14 protein-coding genes and 1 riboswitch are annotated in these 18028 nt (G+C 57.6%); of the genes, 10 read left to right on the top strand and 4 right to left on the bottom strand.

The features are described from left to right. Positions 1–8: 8 nt before the first annotated feature. Entirely contained in the window at positions 9–2660 is a 2652-nt protein-coding gene (gene ppc, locus F3I21_RS21595) for a phosphoenolpyruvate carboxylase (RefSeq protein WP_150059709.1), read from the bottom strand. A 249-nt stretch (positions 2661–2909) separates the two neighbouring features. Continuing rightward, positions 2910–4058, bottom strand: coding sequence for an acetylornithine deacetylase (argE, locus tag F3I21_RS21600; RefSeq protein WP_150059710.1), 1149 nt, complete (start codon positions 4056–4058; stop codon positions 2910–2912). 167 nt (positions 4059–4225) lie between these two features. Here argE and argC point away from each other — a divergent pair, with 167 nt between their 5' ends. The 6 genes from argC (at position 4226) to oxyR (ending at position 10900) form a co-directional block, all read left to right on the top strand. After that, a complete protein-coding gene (gene argC, locus F3I21_RS21605) occupies positions 4226–5230 on the top strand; it encodes an N-acetyl-gamma-glutamyl-phosphate reductase (protein WP_021506831.1) in 1005 nt (334 codons plus the stop codon). Between the two features lie 18 nt (positions 5231–5248). Continuing rightward, entirely contained in the window at positions 5249–6025 is a 777-nt protein-coding gene (argB, locus tag F3I21_RS21610) for an acetylglutamate kinase (protein WP_021506830.1), read from the top strand. 14 nt (positions 6026–6039) lie between these two features. Next, positions 6040–7257 carry an argininosuccinate synthase gene (locus tag F3I21_RS21615; protein ID WP_021506829.1) on the top strand — a complete coding sequence of 406 codons (1218 nt, stop codon included), beginning with the start codon at positions 6040–6042 and terminating at the stop codon, positions 7255–7257. A gap of 75 nt (positions 7258–7332) precedes the next feature. Continuing rightward, complete coding sequence (argH, locus tag F3I21_RS21620; RefSeq protein WP_150059711.1) at positions 7333–8712, top strand: argininosuccinate lyase; 1380 nt, start codon at positions 7333–7335, stop codon at positions 8710–8712. Positions 8713–8812: 100 nt separating this feature from the next. Continuing rightward, positions 8813–9688, top strand: coding sequence for an Ig-like domain-containing protein (locus F3I21_RS21625; protein WP_150059712.1), 876 nt, complete (start codon positions 8813–8815; stop codon positions 9686–9688). Between the two features lie 294 nt (positions 9689–9982). After that, entirely contained in the window at positions 9983–10900 is a 918-nt protein-coding gene (oxyR, locus tag F3I21_RS21630) for a DNA-binding transcriptional regulator OxyR (RefSeq protein ID WP_021506826.1), read from the top strand. On the opposite strand, the gene sthA is transcribed toward oxyR, so the two are convergent. Then, positions 10883–12283: a Si-specific NAD(P)(+) transhydrogenase gene (sthA, locus tag F3I21_RS21635; RefSeq protein ID WP_021506825.1), complete on the bottom strand. Its 1401-nt coding sequence runs from the start codon at positions 12281–12283 to the stop codon at positions 10883–10885. The genes oxyR and sthA overlap by 18 nt on opposite strands. 193 nt (positions 12284–12476) lie before the next feature. Here sthA and fabR point away from each other — a divergent pair, with 193 nt between their 5' ends. Together fabR and F3I21_RS21645 are read left to right on the top strand one after the other, a co-directional pair. Then, positions 12477–13121, top strand: a complete 645-nt coding sequence (gene fabR / locus F3I21_RS21640; RefSeq protein WP_031279587.1) for an HTH-type transcriptional repressor FabR — start codon at positions 12477–12479, stop codon at positions 13119–13121. An 18-nt stretch (positions 13122–13139) separates the two neighbouring features. Next, positions 13140–13496 (top strand): YijD family membrane protein, encoded by a 357-nt coding sequence (locus tag F3I21_RS21645; RefSeq protein ID WP_058781921.1) that lies wholly within the window; start codon positions 13140–13142, stop codon positions 13494–13496. Between the two features lie 34 nt (positions 13497–13530). On the opposite strand, the gene trmA is transcribed toward F3I21_RS21645, so the two are convergent. Then, positions 13531–14634 (bottom strand): tRNA (uridine(54)-C5)-methyltransferase TrmA, encoded by a 1104-nt coding sequence (gene trmA / locus F3I21_RS21650; protein ID WP_058758135.1) that lies wholly within the window; start codon positions 14632–14634, stop codon positions 13531–13533. Between the two features lie 112 nt (positions 14635–14746). Continuing rightward, a riboswitch (cobalamin riboswitch) is annotated at positions 14747–14928 on the top strand. A 68-nt stretch (positions 14929–14996) separates the two neighbouring features. Here trmA and btuB point away from each other — a divergent pair. Together btuB and murI are read left to right on the top strand one after the other, a co-directional pair. Then, complete coding sequence (gene btuB, locus F3I21_RS21655; protein WP_150059713.1) at positions 14997–16877, top strand: TonB-dependent vitamin B12 receptor BtuB; 1881 nt, start codon at positions 14997–14999, stop codon at positions 16875–16877. Then, on the top strand, positions 16822–17673 hold the full coding sequence (murI, locus tag F3I21_RS21660) for a glutamate racemase (protein WP_150059714.1): 852 nt from the start codon (positions 16822–16824) through the stop codon (positions 17671–17673). Before btuB ends, murI begins: the two co-directional genes overlap by 56 nt. The last annotated feature ends 355 nt before the right edge of the window (positions 17674–18028 follow it).

Here is an 18028-nt window from a genome sequence, read left to right on the forward strand (position 1 = left end):
GCCAGCCGTTAGCCGGTGTTACGCATGCCGGCCGCGACGCCAGCGATAGTGACCATCAGCGCCTGTTCTACGCGCGCATCAGGTTCATCGCCGCGCTCTTCCTGCGCACGCGCACGCTGCAGCAGTTCCGCCTGCAGCACGTTGAGCGGATCGGTGTAGACGTTACGCAGCGCGATGGATTCGGCGATCCACGGCTGGTCCGCCATCAGATGCGCATCGTTCGCGATGGTCAGCACCGCTTTGATGTCGGCATCGAGCTGATCGCGCAGCTGTTTGCCGAGCGGCCACAGCGATTTATCCACCAGACGCTGATCGTAATACTCCGCCAGCCACAGGTCAGCCTTCGAGAACACCATCTCCAGCATGCCGAGACGCGTGGCGAAGAACGGCCATTCGCTGCACATGGTTTCCAGCTGATCCTGATGGCCTTCGTCCATCGCTTTCTGCAGCGCCGCGCCGGCACCCAGCCACGCGGGCAGCATCAGGCGGTTCTGCGTCCAGGCGAAGATCCACGGAATGGCGCGCAGCGACTCAACGCCGCCGGTCGGACGCCGTTTCGCCGGGCGCGAGCCGAGCGGCAGTTTGCCCAGCTCTTGCTCTGGCGTCGCCGAGCGGAAGTAGGGAACGAAATCCGGATTTTCACGCACATAGCCGCGGTACATGGCGCACGAATAGGCTGACAGGCCGTTCATGATCTCCTGCCATTCGCGTTTTGGTTCTGGCGGTGGCAGCAGGTTGGCTTCCAGAATCGCCCCGGTGTAAAGCGACAGGCTGGCGATGGTGACTTCCGGCAGGCCATATTTGAAGCGAATCATTTCGCCCTGTTCGGTCACGCGCAGGCCGCCTTTCAGGCTGCCCGGCGGCTGTGACAGCAGGGCTGCATGCGCCGGTGCGCCACCGCGGCCAATCGAACCGCCGCGTCCGTGGAACAGCGTCAGGGTAATGCCGGCTTTGTCGCAGGTTTTAATCAGCGCATCCTGGGCCTGATACTGTGCCCAGCTGGCTGCCATCACGCCGGCATCTTTTGCTGAGTCGGAATAGCCAATCATCACCATCTGCTTGCCGTTGATGAAGCCGCGATACCAGTCGATATTCAGCAGCTGGCTCATCACGTCATTGGCGTTGTTGAGGTCGTCGAGGGTTTCAAACAGCGGCGCCACCGGCATTGCGTAAGGGATGCCGGCCTCTTTCAGCAGCAGATGCACCGCCAGCACGTCAGACGGCGTTTTGGCCATCGAAATCACATAGGCGGCAATCGAGCCCTGCGGCGCTTCTGCCGCCACTTTGCAGGTATCCAGCACTTCACGCGTGTTGTCGCTGGGCTCCCACTGCCGCGGCAGCAGCGGCCGCTTGGAATTCAGTTCACGGATCAGGAACGCCTGCTTGTCGGCTTCTGACCAGCTTTCATAGTCGCCCAGTCCGAGATAGCGCGTCACTTCGGCAATCGCTTCGGTGTGGCGGGTGCTCTCCTGACGGATATCGATACGCACCAGCGGCACGCCGAAGCATTTCACGCGGCGCAGCGTATCCAGCAGCTGGCCGTTGGCGATGATGCCCATGCCGCACTGCTGCAGCGACTGGTAAATAGCAAACAGCGGCTGCCACAGCTGATCGTTTGAAACCAGCAGATCGGCCGGACGCGGCAGGCGCTCACCCTTCAGGCGGCGCTCCAGATAGCTCTGGGTGCTCATCAGCTGGCTGCGGATACGCTTCAGAATCACACGATACGGCTCCAGCGCCTCCGCATCGCCACACAGTTCGCGCACTTCGTCGCTGCACTCGGACATCGACAGCTCGGACACCAGCACGCCGATATCGCGCAGGAACAGGTCGGCGGCTTTCCAGCGGCTTAGCTGCATCACGTGGCGGGTAATCGGTGCGGTGACGTTCGGGTTACCGTCACGGTCGCCGCCCATCCACGAGGTAAATTTGATTGGCACAAAATCCACCGGCAGCTGGATGCCGAAGCTCTCTTCCACCTGCTGGTTCAGCTCGCGCAGAAACGCCGGCACGCCTTCCCACAGGCTGTTCTCCACCACCGCGAAGCCCCATTTGGCTTCATCTACCGGCGTCGGGCGATATTTACGGATCTCATCGGTGTGCCACGCCTGCGCCACCAGCTGACGCAGACGGCGCATGACCTGGTTGCGTTCGTAGTCGGTGATGTCACTGTGGTCGAGCTGCTGCAGACAGCTGTTCACTTCGCCCAGCTTGTGGATCAGCGTGCGGCGGGTAATTTCGGTCGGGTGGGCGGTGAGCACCAGCTCCAGCGACAGCTCCTCAATCGCCTGGCGGATGGCCGGCTCGCTGAGATCGCACTGCTGCTTCAGGCGCTCAAAGGTCTTTTTCAGCAGCTCCGGATGGTTAGCACCGTCGCCGCTGCGCGAAATGGTTTGATACTGTTCTGCCACGTTGGTGAGGTTAAGGAACTGGCTGAACGCGCGTGCCACCGGCAGCAGCTCGTCGTTAGACAGGTTTTGCAGCGTGGAGAGCAGTTCCTTACGATGAGTGTCATTTCCTGCACGGGATGACTTAGAGAGCTTGCGGATGGTCTCCACCCGATCGAGGATGTTCTCTCCCAGTGCATCCTTTATCGTATCCCCGAGCAGTTTGCCGAGCATACTGACATTACTTCGCATTGCGGAATATTGTTCGTTCATGTGACCCTGACACCCTTATCGTCTTAAATATAAAACCTCTATACCCAACGGGCATAACATCGTCTTTTATCTAGCCACGGTTCTTCCTGTTCGTCAATTGACTTAAATTGCCGGTATCGTGCTGCTAACTATCGGAAATTCATCGAATTTAATTGACAGGAGGTGGGATAAGTTATTCTTATTATCAAATCCCGGATAATGACGGGGCAATTTGCTGATTTCGCAGTGAAATGCCCCATCTTTTAATCATCAATGGCAAAAATGCTGCACAACCTGAGTGATAAGCGCATGAGTCGGCTTAATAAATGCGGTATCAATAAACTCGTCTGGCTGGTGCGCCTGATTGATGGATCCAGGCCCTAACACCAGCGTCGGGCACAACTGCTGGATAAACGGCGCTTCGGTGCAGTAATTCACCACTTCTGTCGGCACGCCCAGCAGCTTCTCCACCACTTTGACCAGTTCATGATCGGCCGGGCATTCGTAACCGGGAATCGGCGGATGCAGCTCACCGACAGTCAGACGGCCCGGCCAGCGCGCGCTCACCGGTGCCAGCGCTTCATTGAGTAAACCGTCGAGATCGCTCAGCGTCAGTCCCGGCAGCGGACGGATATCCATATGCAGCTCACAGCAGGCGCAGATGCGGTTCGCCGCGTCGCCGCCGTGGATATGGCCAAAGTTCATGGTCGGATACGGAATGGCGAAGCCGTCGTGGTGATAGCGCTCTTTCAGCGTATTACGCAGCTGCATCAGCTGAGTAATGGATTCATGCATCAGCTCGATCGCGTTCACGCCGCGCGCCGGATCGCTGGAGTGCCCGGACTGACCCTGAATGCGGATGGCGTGCGACAGATGGCCTTTGTGGGCGCGCACCGGTTTCAGCGATGTCGGTTCGCCGATGATGGCGCAGTCCGGCCGCAGCTGGGTCGATTCAGAGAAGTATTTCGCGCCGGCCATGGTGGTCTCTTCATCGGCGGTGGCGAGGATGTACAGCGGTTTGCCGAGCTTCGTCACGTCAACGTCACGCAGCGCATCAAGAATAAAGGCAAAGAAGCCTTTCATGTCGGCGGTGCCTAAGCCGTACAGCTTGTTGTCGTGTTCGGTCAGGGTAAAGGGATCGCGCGTCCAGCGGCCGTCGTCGTACGGCACGGTGTCGGTATGGCCCGCCAGCAGCAGGCCACCTGCGCCGCTGCCGCTGCGCGCCAGCAGGTTGAATTTATGGCGTGTACCCGGCACCGGCTGGACTTCCACGCTGAAGCCGAGATCGCGGAACCAGCCCGCCAGCAAATTGATTAAAGTTTCATTGCTCTGATCCAGCGCGCTGTCGGTGGCGCTGATCGACGGTGTCGCAATCAGCTGGCGGTAGAGTTCGATAAAAGGTGGAATTTTTGTCTTCACTGTTGACGGTCCCTGGGTTAGGATGTATCAATATTAATGCATTAATAGTGAATAAAAATACATTAACGTCGTCTGCATGTGAACTGAAAAAAGCTGCAAACGGCATCATGGGCAACGGGGCAATGCCGCGACCCGATACGTGTGACTGTAATAAGGTATACAGCCTGATGTTGAATACGCTGATCGTTGGTGCCAGTGGTTATGCTGGCGTAGAGCTTGCCACCTACCTGAATCGCCACCCGCATATGAACATAACCGCTTTGGCGGTTTCAGCGCAAAGCCCGGATGCCGGAAAGTTACTCTCCGATCTCCATCCGCAGCTGAAAGGCAGGGTCGATTTGCCATTGCAGCCGCTGGGTGATGCCGCAGAGTGGGCCGGCAAGGTCGATGTGGTGTTCCTCGCCACCGCACACGAAGTCAGCCACGATCTGGCCCCGGAATTCCTGAAAGCCGGCTGCGTGGTGTTCGACCTCTCAGGCGCGTTCCGCGTTAACGACGACGGCTTTTATCAACAGTATTACGGTTTCAGCCATCAGCACCAGGCGTGGCTCGACAAAGCCGTTTACGGCCTGGCCGAATGGAACCACGAGCAGATTAAAGACGCGCAGCTGGTGGCGGTGCCGGGTTGCTATCCGACCGCCGCGCAGCTGGCGCTTAAGCCGCTGATTAAGGCTGGCCTGCTTAATCCGGCTCAGTGGCCGGTCATCAATGCCACCAGCGGCGTCAGCGGTGCCGGGCGTAAAGCCAGCGTCACCACCAGCTTCTGTGAGGTCAGCCTGCAGCCGTACGGTCTCTTCAATCACCGTCACCATCCGGAGATTGTGGCCCATCTCGGCACGCCGGTGATCTTCACGCCGCATCTCGGTAATTTCCCGCGCGGCATTCTGGAAACCATCACCTGCCGTCTGAACGCCGGTGTGAGCCAGCAGGATGTGGCGGCGGCGTTCCACAGCGCCTACCACGACAAACCGCTGGTGCGGCTGTACGACAAAGGCGTACCGGCGCTGAAAGCGGTGGTTGGCCTGCCGTTCTGCGATATCGGCTTTGCCGTGCAGGGCGAGCACCTGATTGTTGTCGCAGCGGAAGACAACCTGCTGAAAGGCGCCTCCTCACAGGCGGTGCAGTGTCTCAATATTCGTTTCGGCTTCCCCGAAACGCTGTCTCTGATTTAACGGACGGATAACCTGACTATGAGCAATCCTCTGATCATTAAGCTGGGCGGCGTACTGCTGGATAGCGAAGAAGCGCTGGCGCGTCTGTTTGATGCCCTGCTGGCGTACCGAACGCAGTATCAGCGTCCGCTGATCATCGTCCACGGCGGTGGCTGCCTGGTGGACGAGCTGATGAAGAAACTGGCGCTGCCGGTGAAAAAGAAGAACGGTTTGCGCGTGACGCCAGCCGATCAGATCGACATTATTACCGGTGCGCTGGCCGGCACCGCCAACAAAACGCTGCTGGCATGGGCGAAGAAGTACGGCATTGGCGCAGTGGGTTTATGCCTCGGCGATGCCGGCCTGGTGAACGTGGCGCAGTTCGATGAGGAACTGGGGCATGTTGGCAACGCCACGCCGGGTAATCCGCAGCTGCTCAATACGCTGCTGGATGCAGGCTATATGCCGGTGATCAGCTCGATTGGCATCACCGACGGCGGCGAACTGATGAACGTCAACGCCGACCAGGCCGCCACCGCGCTGGCAGCGACGATCGGTGCCGATCTGGTGTTGCTGTCGGACGTCAGCGGTATTCTCGACGGCAAAGGTCAGCGCATCGCCGAAATGACCGCAGCCAAAGCCGAGCAGCTGATTGCCCAGGGCATTATTACCGATGGCATGATTGTGAAAGTGCATGCAGCGCTCGACGCGGCGCGTACGCTGGGCCGCCCGGTGGATATCGCCAGCTGGCGTCATGCTGAACAGCTGCCAACCCTTTTCAACGGCGTGTCGATTGGCACCCGGATTCTCGCATAATCAAGGATTACGACATGAGCACACAAAACATCAAAAAAATCGTTCTGGCTTACTCGGGCGGTCTGGATACCTCGGCCATCATTCCCTGGCTGAAAGAGAACTACGGTGGTTGTGAAGTGGTGGCGTTCGTGGCCAACATTGGCCAGGATCCGGCCGATCTGGAAGGCGTAGAGAAGAAAGCGCTGCAGTCGGGCGCGTCTGAGTGCCACGTGGTCGATCTGCGTGAAGAGTTTATCAGCGAATACGTTTACCCGGTGCTGCAGACCGGTGCGCTGTACGAAGGCACCTATCTGCTGGGCACCTCAATGGCGCGTCCTATCATCGCCAAAGCGCAGGTTGAACTGGCGCTGAAAGTGGGCGCAGACGCGCTGTGCCACGGCGCGACCGGTAAAGGCAACGATCAGGTGCGTTTCGAAACCACCTATACCGCGCTGGCACCGCAGCTTAAAGTGGTGGCGCCATGGCGTGAGTGGAACCTGCGTTCGCGTGAAGCGCTGCTGGATTACCTGAAAGAGCGTAATATCCCGACCACCGCGTCGCTGGAAAAAATCTACAGCCGTGATGAGAACGCCTGGCACATCTCGACCGAAGGTGGCGTGCTGGAGAGCCCGTGGAATGCGCCAAACAAAGATTGCTGGGTGTGGACCGTCGATCCGCTGGAAGCGCCGGATCAGCCAGAAAACGTCACCGTCAGCGTGGAGAAAGGCCAGGTTGTCGCGGTGAACGGTGAAAAACTGAGCCCGTTCCAGTGTCTGGAAAAACTCAATGCGCTGGGAGCGAAACACGGCGTAGGCCGGATTGATATCGTGGAAAACCGTCTGGTGGGCATCAAATCACGCGGCTGTTACGAAACCCCGGGCGGCACCATCATGGTCAACGCGCTGCGTGCGGTTGAGCAGCTGGTACTGGATCGCGACAGCTTCAAATGGCGTGAACAGCTGGGGCAGGAGATGTCTTACGTGGTGTATGACGGCCGCTGGTTCGCACCGCTGCGTCAGTCAATCCAGGCCGCTGCCGCATCGCTGGCAGAGCTGGTGAACGGTGAAGTGGTACTGCAGCTGTATAAAGGCCAGGCCACGGCGATCCAGAAAAAATCGGCGAACAGCCTGTACTCAGAAGAGTTTGCCACCTTCGGCGAAGACGAAGTGTACGATCACCGTCACGCGGGCGGCTTTATCCGTCTGTTCTCGCTCTCTTCACGCATTCGCGCGCTGAACGAGCAGAAGAAGTAACACCGGCGGCAGGCGACATATTTTGCAGGGGCGGCTTCGGGCCGCCCTTTGTTTAACAGATTCAGGAGCAAACAGATGGCACTTTGGGGCGGACGTTTTTCGCAGGCGGCAGATCAACGGTTTAAACAGTTCAACGACTCACTGCGGTTTGACTACCGCCTGGCGGAGCAGGACATCATCGGTTCGGTGGCCTGGTCAAAAGCGCTGGTAACGGTAAACGTGCTGAGCAGTGAAGAGCAGCAGCAGCTGGAAGCCGCGCTGAATGCGCTGCTGGAAGAGGTTCGCGCTAACCCGCAGCAGATTCTGCAGAGCGATGCCGAGGATATTCACAGCTGGGTGGAAGGCAAGCTGATCGACAAAGTCGGCGCGCTGGGCAAAAAGCTGCACACCGGGCGCAGCCGTAACGACCAGGTGGCGACCGATCTCAAACTGTGGTGTAAAACGCAGGTGGCACTGCTGCTGGAAGCCACGCGCGAGCTGCAGTCAGCGCTGGTAGCCACGGCTGAAGCCAATCAGGATGCCGTGATGCCGGGCTACACCCACCTGCAGCGGGCGCAGCCGGTGACGTTTGCCCACTGGTGTCTGGCCTACGTTGAGATGCTGGCGCGCGACGAGAGCCGTCTGCAGGATACGCTGAAGCGGCTGGACGTCAGCCCGCTGGGCTGCGGCGCGCTGGCCGGTACTGCTTATGAGATCGACCGTGAGCAGCTGGCCGGCTGGCTCGGCTTCGCCTCTGCCACGCGTAACAGCCTGGATACCGTGTCCGACCGCGATCACGTGCTGGAGCTGCTGTCTGATGCCTCGATTGGCATGGTGCACCTGTCGCGCTTCGCTGAAGACATGATCTTCTTCAACACCGGTGAAGCCGGCTTTATTGAGCTGTCCGATAAAGTGACGTCGGGCTCATCGCTGATGCCGCAGAAGAAAAATCCGGACGCGCTGGAGCTGATCCGCGGCAAGTGCGGTCGCGTGCAGGGCGCACTGACCGGCATGATGATGACGCTGAAAGGGCTGCCGCTGGCGTACAACAAAGATATGCAGGAAGACAAAGAAGGGCTGTTCGATGCGCTCGATACCTGGCTTGACTGCCTGCATATGTCAGCGCTGGTGCTGGATGGCATTCAGGTGAAGCGTCCGCGCTGTCAGGAAGCCGCCGAGCAGGGTTACGCTAACTCGACCGAACTGGCCGATTATCTGGTAGCCAAAGGCCTGCCGTTCCGCGAAGCGCACCATATCGTCGGCGAAACCGTGGTGGAAGCGATCAAACAAGGCGTCGCGCTGGAAGCATTAAGTCTGGCGCAGCTTAAGCAGTTTAGCGCGGCGATCGGGGAAGATGTTTATCCGGTGCTGTCGCTGCAGTCTTGTCTCGATAAGCGTAACGCGCGCGGCGGCGTGGCACCCCAGCAGGTAGCGCTGGCGATCGGCGAAGCGAAGCAGCGCTTAAACCTGGCGTAATGCGCGCCAGGAAATTTCTTTCGCAAAAAAGAGACAATTCTTGATCGGCCTGGCGTGAAGAGTTCTTAAAGTGTGCTCGCAGTTAATTTGGAGAACATAAATGAGCACTTCACGCTTTGGCTACCCTTTCTTTCCTCTGGAGCCGGCCGTTGAAAACCAGGTTCCTGTCACCTTCGATTCCGCCTCGGTGAATGACGGCGGTTTTATTGTCGATGGCGAAATCACCCGCGATACGCGCCCTGCGCTGAACGGCTATGCCGGCCGTGGCGTCACGCTTGAGTGTTACCATAACGGCGAGTTAGTGGGCAGCACGCTCAGCGATGCTCAGACCGGCTACTTCAGTTTTACGCTGCCTGCCGCGCTGGCGGGCGGGAGTCATCAGTTCATGGCACAGGTGGCGGCAATGCCGCAGAGCGCCAGCGCGCCCTTCACGCTGATCGTCGAAGACGCCGGTTTTGTGCCGGTCACGCTAACCGCGATGCACAGCGGCGCGCAGTTTATCTGGCCGGAAGAGAGCACCACGCAAACCCAGCCGACCTTTTCCGGTAAAGGCCAGCCCGGCAGCCGGGTTGAGCTGTTTGATAACGATGAGCCGCTCGGCAGTGCGCTGGTCGATAGCGATCACAAATGGACCTTTACGCCGTCTCATGCGCTGGCCGCTGGCGAGCATCAGATCGTGGTGACATGCGGCGCAGGGAATGTCAGTGCGCCGGTCAGCCTGATCGTCGCGGATGATGTTACGGAAGACGTGGCCCGGCCGGAGGCGCTCAGCGGCCTGCATCTGCACGACCTGCTGGCCAGCGTGCCGGTTAACCTGTTCCAGGACGCGGAGCTTAACCCGGCCACGCAGCAGTATGAGCTGGTGCTGAATAATGACGATCTGCAGCAGGAGCTGACGCAGTCCGGTATCGTCGGCCACTCCCTGGTGCTGACGGAGCAGGATTTGCAGCAGTTGCTGGATGATGTGCCACTGTGATGCAGAGGCAAAAAAAAGCGGGCTTTAAGTAGCCCGCCAACCTCTAGCTTCGGAATTACATATAGTTATAGGCACATCATCAAAGGGCTGGCACTCCCGGCCAACTCAGTGATTTCGTGAGCAGGTTGCAGGTGCTGCTCCAGATTGTTGTTGTTGCGTGTCTGCGTTAGCCGCTTTAACAATCTGTGGTCTTAATCAGATGGCCGGTATTATTCCTGTTCACCGCTTGATAGGGCTAATCGTTCATTGCTATTCTATCTATCGCCACGGGCTATCGTGGTTTGGAGGCTATCAATGAACATTCGTGATCTGGAATATCTGGTTTCGCTGGCGGAACATCGCCACTTTCGTCGTGCCGCTGATGCCTGTCATGTCAGCCAGCCGACCCTGAGCGGGCAGATTCGCAAGCTGGAAGATGAACTGGGTGTGATGCTGCTGGAACGGACCAGCCGTAAGGTGCTGTTTACTCAGGCTGGACTGCTGCTGGTGGATCAGGCGCGAACCGTGCTGCGTGAAGTGAAGGTACTGAAGGAGATGGCCAGCCAGCAGGGCGAAACCATGTCCGGGCCGCTGCACATTGGTCTGATTCCGACCACCGGTCCCTATCTGCTGCCGCATATTATTCCGATGCTGCATCAGACCTTCCCGAAACTCGAGATGTATCTGCACGAGGCGCAAACGCAGCAGCTGCTGGCGCAGCTCGACAGCGGTAAGCTCGACTGCGCGATTCTGGCGCTGGTAAAAGAGAGCGAAGCTTTTATTGAAGTGCCGCTGTTTGATGAGCCGATGAAGCTGGCGATCTATCAGGATCACCCGTGGCACGATCGCGATCGTGTGCCGATGTCGGATCTGGCCGGTGAGAAACTGCTGATGCTGGAAGATGGTCACTGTCTGCGCGATCAGGCGATGGGCTTCTGCTTCGAAGCCGGCGCTGATGAAGATACCCATTTCCGCGCGACCAGTCTGGAAACGCTGCGCAACATGGTAGCAGCCGGCAGCGGTATCACTTTGCTGCCGTCGCTGGCGGTACCGAATGAGCGCGTACGTGATGGCGTGTGCTATCTGCCGTGTTACAAACCGGTGCCGCAGCGCACCATCGCGTTGGTGTATCGTCCGGGATCACCTCTGCGCAGCCGCTATGAGCAGCTGGCAGAAGCAATTAAAACCCACATGCAGGGTTACCTGGACCGTTCGTTAAAACAGGCGGTTTAAGCCGTTTAACGCCGCCACGCGGTAGGCTTCGGCCATGGTGGGGTAGTTGAAGGTGGTGTTCACGAAATACTCAATCGTGTTACCGCCGTTCTTCTGCTCCATGATGGCCTGGCCGATGTGGATGATCTCCGCCGCACGCTCGCCAAAACAGTGAATACCCAGAATCTCTTTGGTTTCGCGGTGGAACAGGATCTTCAGGCTGCCGACGTGCATGCCGACAATCTGCGCGCGTGCCAGATGCTTAAACTGTGCACGGCCCACTTCATACGGCACTTTCATCGCCGTCAGCTGCTGTTCGGTTTTGCCGACGGAGCTGATTTCCGGAATGGTGTAAATCCCGGTCGGGATATCTTCAATCAGGTGCGCGGTGGCTTCCCCTTTGATGATCGCCTGCGCGGCAATGCGGCCCTGATCGTAAGCGGCAGAGGCCAGGCTCGGGTAGCCAATCACGTCGCCCACCGCATAGATATGCGGCTGCGCGGTCTGATACATACTGTTCACTTTCAGCAGTCCACGGCCATCAGCTTCCAGCCCGACGTTTTCCAGCGCCAGTGAATCGGTATTACCGGTACGGCCGTTAGCGTACAGCAGGCAATCGGCTTTGACCTTTTTGCCGGACTTGAGGTGCATGATGACGCCATCGCTGACACCTTCAATCTTCTCAAACTCTTCGTTGTGACGAATCACCACGCCGCTGTTCCAGAAGTGATAAGAGAGCGAATCGGACATCTCCTGATCGAGGAACGCCAGCAGGCGATCGCGGGTGTTGATCAGGTCAACCTTGACGTTAAGGCCGCGGAAAATCGACGCATATTCACAGCCAATCACGCCCGCACCATAAATGATGACGTGGCCGGGTTCATGATGCAGGTTGAGGATGGAGTCGGAGTCGTAAATGCGCGGATGGGTAAAATCGACGTCCGCCGGGTGATACGGGCGGGAACCACAGGCGATGACAAACTTCTCTGCGGTTAAGCGCTCCCGCGTGCCGTCTGGCTGTTCCACTTCGATGGTGTTGGCATCAACAAAATGGGCGTCGCCCTGATAAAGCTCACAGCGGTTACGCTCGTAAAAGCCCTGACGCATGGCAGTCTGCTGGCTGATGACGTTCTCAGTATGATTCAGAATGTCGGCGAACGAGGAGCGCAGGAGGCGGGTGTGATCGCTATAAAGAGGGTTTTGATTGAACTCGATGATACGGCTGACAGCGTGACGCAGAGCTTTGGAAGGGATGGTTCCCCAGTGAGTACAACCGCCGCCGATGTTGTGGTAGCGTTCGATCACTGCAATGCGCGCTCCCTGCTTCACCAGCCCCATCGCCGCACCTTCGCCGCCCGGACCGGAGCCAATCACAATGGCATCGTAATCGTAAGACTTTTGCATACCAGTACGTCCTATGTTTCTATACATTTTTACAACGAGATTCTAACATCTCGCCGCGCACATCTGAATTCTAACAGCGTAAATTGGCAAAGTTTGACAATCAGTGAGGTTAACAGGCGGTCACAAACTTTGCGCCGCTGTACGCTGAAAAGTTTGTTATAGTGCCTGCCTGATTACTCACAAGGCCGGGAAAATGGGCGTTCGAGCGCAACAAAAAGAACGTACACGACGTTCACTGATTGAAGCGGCATTCAGTCAGTTAAGTGCAGAAAGGAGTTTTGCCAGCCTGAGTTTACGCGAAGTGGCACGCGAAGCCGGCATTGCACCGACCTCGTTTTACCGTCACTTTCGCGATGTGGATGAGCTCGGCCTGACGATGGTCGATGAAAGTGGCCTGATGCTGCGCCAGCTGATGCGCCAGGCGCGCCAGCGCATTGCCAAAGGCGGCAGCATTATCAAAACCTCGGTCGCCACGTTTATGGAGTTCATCGGGAACAATCCCAACGCTTTTCGTCTCTTACTACGCGAGCGCTCCGGCACCTCAGCGGCTTTTCGTGCGGCGGTCGCGCGGGAGATTCAGCACTTTATCGCTGAACTGGCCGACTACCTTGAGCTGGAAAACCGCATGCCGCGCAGCTTTACCGAAGCGCAGGCGGAAGCGATGGTGACGATTGTGTTCAGCGCCGGCGCGGAAGCGCTGGATGTGGATATCGAACAGCGGCGCAAACTGGAAGAGCGTCTGGTGCTGCAGCTGCGAATGATCGCCAAAGGCGCGTATTACTGGTATCGCCGGGAGCAAGAGCGCCTGGCGGTTACCCTGGAAACCCCCGAAGAGTAATGTGATAAGGATAATGAAATGATTGAGCAAAACTCTCGCGATAAAGGAACGCTGTTACTGGCTTTTATCACCGGTTTAGCTATCAACGGCTCCTTTTCGGTGCTGTTCAGCACCTTTGTTCCCTTTTCGATTTTCCCGCTGATCGCCCTTGGCCTTGCCGCGTGGTGTCTGCATCAGCGCTATCTCAACCGTAATATGCCGGACGGCATGCCTTCGCTGGCGGCGGCATTTTTTCTGCTGGGGATTCTGGTGTACAGCGCGCTGGTGCGTGCCGAATATCCGGATATCGGTTCTAACTTCATCCCGACCATTCTGATGGTGGCGCTGGTGTTCTGGATCGCCATGCGCTTCCGCCGCAGCAAGAACAAGCACTGAAAACAATCACGGGAACCGCAGGGTTCCCGTTTTTTTAGGCTTTTCGCGTCAGTAACACACCGCATTCCATATGGTGGGTGTAAGGGAACTGGTCAAACAGCGCCAGCCGCGTGATGTTATGCGTGGCACTCAGTACGCTGAGGTTGTCGCACAGCGTCTGCGGATTACAGGAGATATAGAGAATACGCGGATAGGCCTGCACCATCTTCACCGTCTCGTCATCCAGTCCGCTGCGCGGCGGATCGACAAAGATGGTCTCGCACTGATAGCTGTTGAGATCGATGCCTTCCAGACGGTTAAAGCTGCGCACGCCGTTCATCGCCTGGGTAAACTCTTCGGCTGCCATACGAATAATTTGCACGTTGTCGATGTGGTTGGCCGCGATGTTGTACTGCGCCGAAGCCACCGACGGTTTGGCGATTTCCGTCGCCAGTACGCGGCGGAAGTTACGCGCCAGCGCCAGCGAAAAGTTGCCATTGCCACAGTACAGCTCCAGCAGATCGCCGCGCGAATCTTGCGTCACGTCCAGCGCCCACTCCAGCATCTGAATATTCATCGCCGCATTCGGTTGGGTGAAGCTGTTCTCCACCTGACGATAGATCATCTCCTGACCGGCTACCGGCAGGCGCTCATCGACGTAATCGCGATCGAGGCAGATTTTGGTTTTCGTGGCACGGCCAATCAGCTGCACATCAAACCCTTCTGCACGCAGGCTATCGCGCAGCGCAGTCGCGGCTTCGGTCCAGTCGGCTTCCAGCTTGCGGTGATATAGCAGCGAGATCACGATCTGGTTGCTGAGGGTGGAGAGATAATCGATCTGGAACAGTTTAAAACGCAGCGCGCGATTATCGCGGATCGCGGCGATCAACTTTGGCATCAGCGTGTTGATCAACTGGCTGGCCGCCGGAAACTGATCGACGCGGATACGCTGTTTAGTCTCTTGATCGAAGATGATGTGATAAAGATCGTCACCGTCGTGCCAGATGCGGAATTCGGCGCGCATACGATAGTGGCTGACCGGCGAGCGGAACACCTCCACGTCGGGCGCTGCGTAGGGGGCCATCATCGCCTGTAAGCGGCTGACTTTTTCCGCCAGTTGCGCGTCGTATTGTTCAATCGGGAGTTGTTCGGGTGTCATCTTCAATCCTGGTGTTAAGCCTGCCTGCCGGGCGATTGTAGGCATTCACCTGCTGATGTCCAGTCCCGGACAGTGCAGGAAGGCTGGCAGTCTGGATTTCCGGCCTTCTTAAACGTAGACTGCGGCTGCCGGCCTCCTTGAGTTAAAAGGGAATCCAGTGTGAATCTGGAGCTGACGCGCAGCGGTAAAAGAATGTCGTGGTGATCGCAATTGCAGACACTGTCCTCGCGGATGGGAAGTCTTCACCACTTATGATTCCCAGCCCGAAGACCTGCCGGTGTGACGTCGCAACTTCTGAGATCATCGCGTGCTATCGATCCCGGACCTGCGGCATCCTGCTTCGTCTTTTGGATGCTATAACAATGAAAACAACACACGCTTCGCTGTTTGCCTTTAGTGCAACGGCGTTGTCGCTCTGGGCGCAATCTGGCTACGCGCAGCAGAATGATGATACGCAAATCGTTACCGCCAACCGGTTTTTGCAGCCGGTTTCCTCCGTTCTCGCGCCGACGACAGTCGTGACCCGCGACGATATCGATCGCTGGCAGGCTAAAAGCCTGACGGACGTCATGCGTCGCCTGCCTGGCGTGGACATCGCGCAAAACGGTGGCCTCGGCCAGCTGAGTTCACTGTTTGTGCGCGGCACCAACTCCAGCCACGTACTTATACTCATCGACGGTATCCGGCTAAACCAGGCGGGTGTGTCCGGATCGTCTGATTTAAGCCAGATTCCGCTTTCTCTGGTCCAGCGCATCGAATATGTGCGCGGTGCGCGCTCGGCGGTGTATGGTTCCGATGCGATTGGCGGCGTGGTGAACATCATCACCGGTCGTGATAAGCCGGGCACGACGCTGAGCGCGGGCGTGGGCTCGAAAGGCTATCAAAACTATGAAGGTTCTACCCAGCAGCAGCTGGGCGCAGCCACGACGCTGACCATGGCGGGCAACTACACCTATACGCGCGGCTATGATGTGGTGGCAAACCTGCCGGATGTGTATGGCGATCCGGCGCAGAAAGATCGCGATGGCTTCATGAACAAGACGCTGTATGGCGCGCTGGAGCACCAGTTCAGTGACGGGCTGAGCGGCTTTGTCCGCGGCTACGGTTTTGACAACCGTACGGCCTACGATGGCACCTACAGCTACGATAACAGTTTCAACATCAACGGATTAAACGATACCCGCCAGCTCTACAGCCAGACCTGGGACAGCGGCCTGCGTTACAGCAACGACATTTATTCGACGCAGCTGATCGCCAGCTACAGCCGCAGCAAAGACTATAACTATGATCCGCGTACAGGCCGCTACGGCCCGTCGACCACGCTGGATGACAGCAAGCAGTACAATGTGCAGTGGGGCAATACGTTGCAGGTGGCGCAGGGCAGCGTAAGCGCGGGCGTGGACTGGCAGAAACAGACCACGGAACCCGGCACCGCTTACGTGGCTGACAGCACCGAACTGCGTAACACCGGCATCTATGCCACCACCCAGCAGCAGCTGGGCAGCGTAACGCTGGAAGGCGCGGTACGCGGTGACGACAACAGCCAGTTTGGCTGGCACGGCACCTGGCAGGGCGGGGCGTCATGGGCGTTTGTTGATGGCTATAGCGTGTTTGCCAATTACGCGACGGCGTATAAAGCGCCTCGTCTCGGCCAGTTGTATGGTTCTTATGGCAACAGCGACCTGAAGCCGGAAGAGAGTAAACAGTGGGAAGCGGGCTTCTCTGGCCTGACCGGGCCGGTAAACTGGCGCGTATCCGGTTATCGTAACGATATCGATAATCTGATTGATAGCGATCCCACCACGTATATCTATTACAACATCGATAAAGCGCGCATTAAGGGCGTAGAAGCCACGGCGTCGTTCGATACCGGTCCGCTTAGCCATCAGATTTCTTACGACTATGTCGATGCGCGCGATGCTGAAACCGATCAACCGCTGGTGCGCCGTGCGAAGCAGCAGGTGAAATACCAGCTCGACTGGACGATTTATGAGTTTGACTGGTCACTGACCTATCATTATCTCGGCGATCGCTATGATACGGATTACAACCACTCCTTTACCCCGCAGCGCGTCAAACTGGGCGGTGTAAGTTTATGGGATCTGGCAGTTTCGTATCCGGTCACATCACAGCTCACCGTTCGTGGTAGAATTGCCAACCTGTTCGATAAAGACTACGAGACAGTGTATGGCTATCAAACTCCAGGAACGGAGTACTATCTCAGCGCCAGCTACAGCTTCTGATCTGCGCCCCACCGTGCTGGTGTTTGACTCCGGCGTCGGTGGGCTCTCCGTCTATGATGAGGTCCGGCAACTGCTGCCGGGCCTGCACTATCTCTATGCCTTCGATAATGCCGGCTTCCCTTACGGTGAAAAAAGCGAAGAGTTCATTGTTGAGCGGGTCGTGGCGGTGGTGGAGGCTATCGTACAGCGCGTGCCGCTGGCATTAGTGGTCATCGCCTGTAACTCCGCCAGTACCGTCTCCCTGCCAGCGTTGCGTCAGCGTTTTGAATTCCCGGTCGTTGGCGTCGTGCCGGCAATTAAACCGGCGGCCCGTCTGACGCGTAACGGCGTGGTCGGCCTGCTGGCCACGCGCGGCACGGTGAAACGACCTTACACCCATGAGCTGGTGGCGCAGTTTGCGCGCGAATGTAAAATCGAAATGCTGGGGTCGGCGGAACTGGTCGAACTGGCGGAAGCCAAACTGCACGGAGAAACGGTGTCGCTGGACGATGTGCGTCGCGCAGTACAACCGTGGCTGCGTATGAAAGAGCCGCCGGATACCGTGGTGCTGGGTTGTACCCATTTCCCGCTGTTACGTGAAGAGCTGCAGCAGGTGTTGCCTGATGGCACCCGGCTGGTGGATTCGGGCGCAGCCATTGCACGGCGCACCGCCTGGTTGTTAGAGCACGAAGCGCCTCAGGCGCGTTCCAGCGGACAGAATGTGGCATTTTGTACGCGTATGGATGACGAAGTGGTGCAATTATCACCGGTTTTGCAGCGTTATGGCTTCCCGCTGCTGGAAAAACTGGCGATTTGACGGGCTTTCGCCGAAAAAAACAGCACTCGAAAATTAATTTGCATTTAGCCCTTGTCAGCCCGAAAGAACTCCCTATAATGCGCCTCCACTGACACGGCACAACGGCTTACGAAGCGCCCTGTTAGTGAGGTGGCCCTTAACGGCAACCTTCAGAAAAGCAAAAATAAATGCTTGACTGAGAAAGCGGAAAGCGTAATATACGCATCCCGCGCCGCTTGAGAAATCGCGGCACCGCTCTTTAACAATTTATCAGACAATCTGTGTGGGCACTCGCAGGATTGATATCAGCGTCTCCGGACGTAAAAAATATCAAGTCTTTGCTGAGTGAACACGTAATTCATTACGAAGTTTAATT

It is taken from the genome of Pantoea sp. B_9 (assembly GCF_008632015.1).
In the GTDB taxonomy this organism is placed as follows: Bacteria; Pseudomonadota; Gammaproteobacteria; order Enterobacterales; family Enterobacteriaceae; genus Pantoea; species Pantoea dispersa.